The sequence below is a fragment of the Myxococcus qinghaiensis genome (assembly GCF_024198215.1).
Taxonomy (GTDB): domain Bacteria; phylum Myxococcota; class Myxococcia; order Myxococcales; family Myxococcaceae; genus Myxococcus; species Myxococcus qinghaiensis.
Genome location: NZ_JAKCFA010000059.1, coordinates 1 through 5,613 on the forward strand (window position 1 = coordinate 1; position 5,613 = coordinate 5,613).

The following is a 5,613-nucleotide window of genomic DNA, read 5'->3' on the forward strand; positions in this document are numbered from 1 at the left end:
CTGCCCCAGGTTCGACGTCGCCTTCAGCACCTGCTGCTGCGCCGCATCGGCCATTGCCCGCTGTGCCTCCGCAGACTCGGAGCTCGCGCTCCTCCTCTCGGGCCGTCCCGCATCTGATCAAGTAGTATTAGGACTTGTTTCGGTAGGGAAGAACGTGCGCCTCCTGCCGTGTTGAAGCGGCAGGAACTGGCTTCCAAACCAGACTCTCTCTCGATGCATTGCCGTCGGTGCACCGGAGAACCTTGAGTCCTGGGCCTTGCCGGTGCTCGCCTCCAGACGCGGAGGCGAGCACCAGCGATGGAACGAACGACAGCCGGGACTCTACGGAGAGACGCTCGTGCGCGTCAGCGTGTCCACCAGAGGCAGCGTGTCGAGCGTGCTCGCTATCCAGGGCAGCTCTTCGACATAGGTCCCGTCATGGAGCAACTGCGAGTAGTGCATATAGCGCTCGGAGAGCGCGCCCAGTCGATCATACGCGCCGGCAATCATGCAGTCGCCCACGGGGTCATCCCCCGTCACGCCGGGGAGGTTCGCGGTCGACAGGCGACAGACCATGGGCGTCGTCGTCGGCGGCTTGGGCCTCCGGGTATCGAGGTGGGGCTGGTCCACCAGCGGATGGAACACTCCGCCCTCACAGGGCTTGCCCACGGTCGAGACGGGCGTACAGGCGTAGGCATTGAGCGCGGTGACGAACGTGTTGCTGAGCTGAGGACTCAAGACCATGTCGACTGGCACGGAGCGCTGGCCGAAGAGCAGGCCCGAGAGCAAGTCGTCGCTGCTCAGCGCGACAGGGAACCCCAGGCGCGTGAAGGCCTGGAGCTGACGCGCCGCCCGGGTCATGTCCGCGGCGGCCACGTTGAGGGGCGTGTTGGCATTGACGAGCGCGGACACGGCCTTGGAGAAGTACTCCCGCTGCCGGCCCTGGAGGAAGGCGGTCATGCGCGTCCGCGCCACGCCCAGGAGGGTTGCGTCGTTGGAGAGTGTCGCGGACTGCTCGAACAGCGCCCTGTCGCGAGGCCAGCGCTCGATGAGGGCCTGCTCCAGCTCGACGGGCGGCTCGGGGTTCGAGCAGTTCGGGATGTGGGGGTTCCAGCACTCGTAGCTGACGCGGATTTCAGGCCACGTGTAGGTCGCGGTCCTCGCGTTCACCCACACCTTGTCGGCATGGATGGGAAGGGCGGGACCGGTGGCCCAGCGGAAGCGGGTGTGAATCGAAAGCCGGAGCCTGGCGTACTCCGAGCTGGAGGTGGACGTGGTGACGGTTCGCGGGTTGACCCAGGCGATGTCGTAGCACTGGAACAGCTCCGGCAGCATCGAGGTGTTGGTGGACGCCGCCACCGGTGAGTAGGCGTAGTGCGCGAAGCGCAGCTCGGTCGGCAGCGTCTTGTAGGTCACGTTGGAGGGACGTGAGAGCTGCGGGTTCCACGACGTCGGCGTGCACTTGGAGAGCGTGGTGCGGTCCACCGGCAGGGTCGACTCGGGGATGGCCTGGCTGGCGGTGGAGAAGACGCCGTAGTCCTTGGGGATGGAGAGATAGGAGGCGCCCGAGGAGTCCAGCGGCTCCTGGCGCTTCTCAATCTCCTGGACTCGGATGGCGGAGAGGCTGTTGCCGAACCGCTCGAGCGCCGCGCGGTAGTCCGCGATGAGGCTCTTGAAGATGGGGTTGGTGCGGTTGCCCGCCCTGTCGGGAAACGCCGGACGGCTGAAGCTCGAAGCCACGTCCAGGATGCGCAGCCCCTCCAGCCCTATCTGCGCGGTGCGAGACGGGTTGACCTGGCTGGCGTAACCGGGATTCTGCAAGGCGAGCAACGCGTAGGCCTGGGCGGAGAAGTTCCAGACCGAGGGGTTGGCGAAGACGTTGGTGGAGGCGGGGACGCGTGCGTCGCGGAGGCTGCCCAGCCGGGCCAGATAGCTGAGCGCGTTGGACTCGCCGTAGTTGTTGAGGATGTTCGTCGGACTGACGGCCGGGTCGGTGGCGAGCGCGGGTGACACCACGAAGGCGGTGTGGGTGGCGACGCCCGTCGCCGCGTAGTGGAACTCGTTCTCCGGGCCCGTGTACACACCATAGGTCGGAATCGGGACGCCGTAGTTCTCGACGTGGCCGATGTACCTGTTCACCGCCACCCGGGTGTCGTGCAGCTCGACGTCGCCGATGGCGGTCAGGATGGTGGCCGCCACGGTCTCCAGCCGCAGCTCCTGCTCGGCCAGCTGGTTCTGGACATCGATGAGGGCGGCGGTGTTGCCAGCGATGGCGACGTTGAGCCGGTCGAACTCGTTGAGCATGGTGGTGAAGATGACGTTGAGGCTCTGTCCGATGATGTCGAAGCGCGCGCGCATCTCCTCGTGCAGTGCGCGCACCTCCTGACGCAGCGCGAGCACCTGCTCCAGGATTTGCTGGTCGAGCGAGGGGCCGCTGTCTCCCAGCAGTCCCACCAATGACATCACCGCGCCGAGGATGTTGCCGGCCAGGACCAGGGAGGCGCCGGAGGAGAGGGCCCCCGCCACGCTGAGGCCATCGATGGCGGTGTCGAACTTGTTGATGGCGGTGATGATGGAGAACCAGGCGGTCGCCACCTTTTCAATCTTCTCACCCGCCTTCAGGTCGGCGATGCGCGCAAGGCCCCCCAGCAGCTTGGCCGCGACCGCCGCGGCATCAATCTCCTTCTGCTCCGCCTGAGCGGTGGCGGCGGCCGCCGCGCGTTGCTCCGGAGTGCAGGAGGGGGTGGTCGAGACGGGACAGATGCTCGTCAGCGCCACCAGTCGGGCACGGGCCTGCTCGCTCTCCGCGGCGAGCGCGGCCGCGACCAGCTCGAACTGACGGCGGATCTCCTGCAGGAAGGCCGCCTGTGACGTCTGCTGGGCCAGGAGGGCGTCGATGTCCACATGCACCAGCAGCTGCGGGTCGGCCTTGAGCTGCGCGAGCGTGGCGGTGGCGTTGAGGTTCACCGGCTGACCGAGGCTCTCGTTCCAGCGGAGCGCGAACGTGGCATCCAGGGCCGCCAGCCGGCGGACTGCCGTCCACACGGCGAGCTCGACCTCGCTTCGGGCGCTCAGCCAGGAGGTCATGCGCAGGGAGCCATTCACCAGGTCTTCCCGCGTGTCGAAGGTGGACAAGGAGGCCCCCAGGGTCCTGTCCACGAGCAGGCGAAGCTGGGGGGACGTGGCGGCGGCGCTCTGCGTGTCCTGGACGAGGAGGGAGACGAGCTTCAGCGCGTAGTCGGACTCGGACCGCATCGCATCCGAGGGCAGGAGGGCCGCCGTCAGGCGCTGCTGGACCCCACTCAGGTGCAGGGCGACGTCCGTCGAACTGGCGGTCGGGTTCCTGCGCCGCCATTCGACGAGCTCGGCGGAGAGCACCAGGCGCACCAGCCCGGGCTTGCCGCCCTCGCGCACCTGCACCTGCGCCGAGAAGAGCTGTTCGGACAGGGTTTCGGGGTCCACCTGGAATTGCAACGGCGCGGCGTGGGCGGACAGGCCCACGCCACAAATCAATACAGTGACCATGGCAACGACTCTCATGGTCCAACGATAGATGCCAAGCATGGTGCCCTCCTGGGCGGTCCAACGCGGGCCGCACACTCTCCATGGGCAGTGGAGGCGTTGCTTCTGGTATCGCGACAAAGACGTTCACGAGCGCGACACGCCTGCGATTATCCACGGAGTCATGGAGGCCCCTTGCGCCGGGGCCTCCCGCCGTGGAGGCACAGGGGTCAGACCGGGAGCCCCTCGGCCGCGAGCGCCTTGCGCACCGCCGGACGCGCGGTGACGCGCTCCATGAACGCCATCAGATTCGTGAAGCCGGACAGGTCCACCTTCACGTAGTTCGCCCAGCGGGTGACGGTGTAGAGATAGGCATCCGCGACGCTGAAGGTGTCACCAAAGAGGTAGGCGCGCGTGGCCAGGCGCTCCTCGAGCAACTTGTAGCGCTTGAACAGGTACTCCGTGCGCTCCTCGCGCGTCGCGTCCGGCGTCGTCGGCCTGAAGAGCGGAGCGTACGTCTTGTGCAGCTCGGAGTTGATGTAGCCGAGCATCTCCAGCACGCGGTAGCGCTCGCGGCTGCCCGCCGCGGGCATCAGCCCCGCCTCGGGCCGCAGGTCCGACAGGTACTGCACCAGCGCGGGGCCCTCGGTGAGGACCTCACCCGGCTCCAGCTCCAGCGCGGGCACATAGCCCTTCGGGTTGACCTTCCAGAAGTCGCCGCCCGACTTGAGGACCTTCGTCTGGGTGTCGACCTGCTCGAGTTGGAGCTCGAGCCCCGCCTCGTGCGCGACGATGTGGGGAGACAGCGAGCAGGCGCCCGGGGAGAAATAGAGCTTCATCGGCTTCCTCGTGGTGGATGGGAACGACGGCCCATCACTAACGGGCCCGGGTTACCTTTGGATAGCAGCACGAGTAAGGTAAGCGCACTTTCCACTCACCTCGTGGTAACTCCACTCACCTCGCGGTAACCGCCCATGTCCCTGAAGCTGAGGAAGAGCAAGGCCCCACCCCCGCCCCCGGGCTGTCCCATGCACGCCTGCATGTCGTTGCTGGGCGGAGCGTGGTCCACCAACATCGTCTGGCAGCTCTCCGGGGGTCCCCGGCGCTTCGGGGAGCTGCTCCACGACATCCCCGGCATCTCACCCAAGGTGCTCACCACGCGGCTGCGAGAGCTGACGGCGAAGGGCGCGGTGACCCGCGAGGTGCTCCCCACCTCTCCGCCCTCCGTGGAGTACACCCTGTCCTCGCTCGGCCTGGAGCTGTTGCCGGTGATTGACTCCATCGTCCGGGTGGGCACCCGGCTGCGCGAGGTGACACGGGCCCCGCCTCACCACGACAAACCCACACGTCGTTCCCGACGCCAGGCCTGACCTCCAGCGGGAGCGACACACCGGGCAGAAAACTCCGAAGACACCGGCTCGCGACGCCTCTCTGTCGCGGGAATCCCCGGGTCCAGCACGCACCCATGGAGGCCTGTTTCCGGTGTCGGCGAATACCCTTACATTTTCATGGCCCGCCATGGTTGTCGTTCAGCAAGCCAATCACTACCCTCCCGCCGCCACTCACAGGAGAGGTGTCATGCACCGTTCGCTTGCTGGAGTCGCTGTCGCCGCCGCGATGTCGCTGTCCTCCGCGGCCCTGGCCGAGGAGTCCCATACGCCCGAGCCTCAGGGCCTGAATGTCTCCAACGCCATGCCCGCATGCTACGTGGACACGTGGAACTGGGATTACCTTTCCGCCTATGCGTGCTCCGCCTACGGCAGCGACCCCACGTCGATTGTCACCTGGGGTGTCCTCGGTCTCGACCAGACAACCGACCGCTACATCATCCAGTTCCTGGACCCCTGCTACGCACATGGCTACTCCCCAGCCGAGGGCTGGAGCTGCCTGAGCGTCATCGCGAAGTACCAGACGCTGTCGCAGCGCATTCGCGTCTATGACAACTGGACGGGACAGTGGTCGGGGACGCTCACCGTCCAGGCCTCGTATTACGGCAACGACTAGCCACAATGCTGATCAGTTAGGTAGCCCTTGCATGGGGCTACCAAGCTGGTTGAGGGTGTGGCGATCTCGCTCTTGGAGATCGCTACATGGGGCTGGCTCAGGCCGTCCAGGGCGCCGCGTTGGTGGCTC

General features: G+C 66.7%; 4 protein-coding genes. 2 read left to right on the forward strand and 2 right to left on the reverse strand.

The window, feature by feature from the left end; translation table 11 throughout:
• Positions 1–321 precede the first annotated feature (321 nt).
• Complete coding sequence (locus LZ199_RS45690) at positions 322–3,504, reverse strand: hypothetical protein (RefSeq protein WP_254000146.1); 3,183 nt, start codon at positions 3,502–3,504, stop codon at positions 322–324.
• A 206-nt stretch (positions 3,505–3,710) separates the two neighbouring features.
• Entirely contained in the window at positions 3,711–4,319 is a 609-nt protein-coding gene (gene gstA, locus LZ199_RS45695) for a glutathione transferase GstA (RefSeq protein WP_254000147.1), read from the reverse strand.
• A gap of 135 nt (positions 4,320–4,454) precedes the next feature.
• Here gstA and LZ199_RS45700 point away from each other — a divergent pair, with 135 nt between their 5' ends.
• Positions 4,455–4,850: a winged helix-turn-helix transcriptional regulator gene (locus LZ199_RS45700; protein WP_254000148.1), complete on the forward strand. Its 396-nt coding sequence runs from the start codon at positions 4,455–4,457 to the stop codon at positions 4,848–4,850.
• Positions 4,851–5,058: 208 nt separating this feature from the next.
• Positions 5,059–5,484 (forward strand): hypothetical protein, encoded by a 426-nt coding sequence (locus LZ199_RS45705; RefSeq protein ID WP_254000149.1) that lies wholly within the window; start codon positions 5,059–5,061, stop codon positions 5,482–5,484.
• The last annotated feature ends 129 nt before the right edge of the window (positions 5,485–5,613 follow it).

Excerpts from the sequence above, each read along its gene's own strand:
- LZ199_RS45705 (WP_254000149.1), top strand. The coding sequence starts at position 5,059 with ATGCACCGTTCGCTTGCTGGAGTCGCTGTCGCCGCCGCGATGTCGCTG.
- LZ199_RS45700 (WP_254000148.1), top strand. The coding sequence starts at position 4,455 with ATGTCCCTGAAGCTGAGGAAGAGCAAGGCCCCACCCCCGCCCCCGGGC.
- gstA (WP_254000147.1), bottom strand. The coding sequence starts at position 4,319 with ATGAAGCTCTATTTCTCCCCGGGCGCCTGCTCGCTGTCTCCCCACATC.
- LZ199_RS45690 (WP_254000146.1), bottom strand. The coding sequence starts at position 3,504 with ATGGTCACTGTATTGATTTGTGGCGTGGGCCTGTCCGCCCACGCCGCG.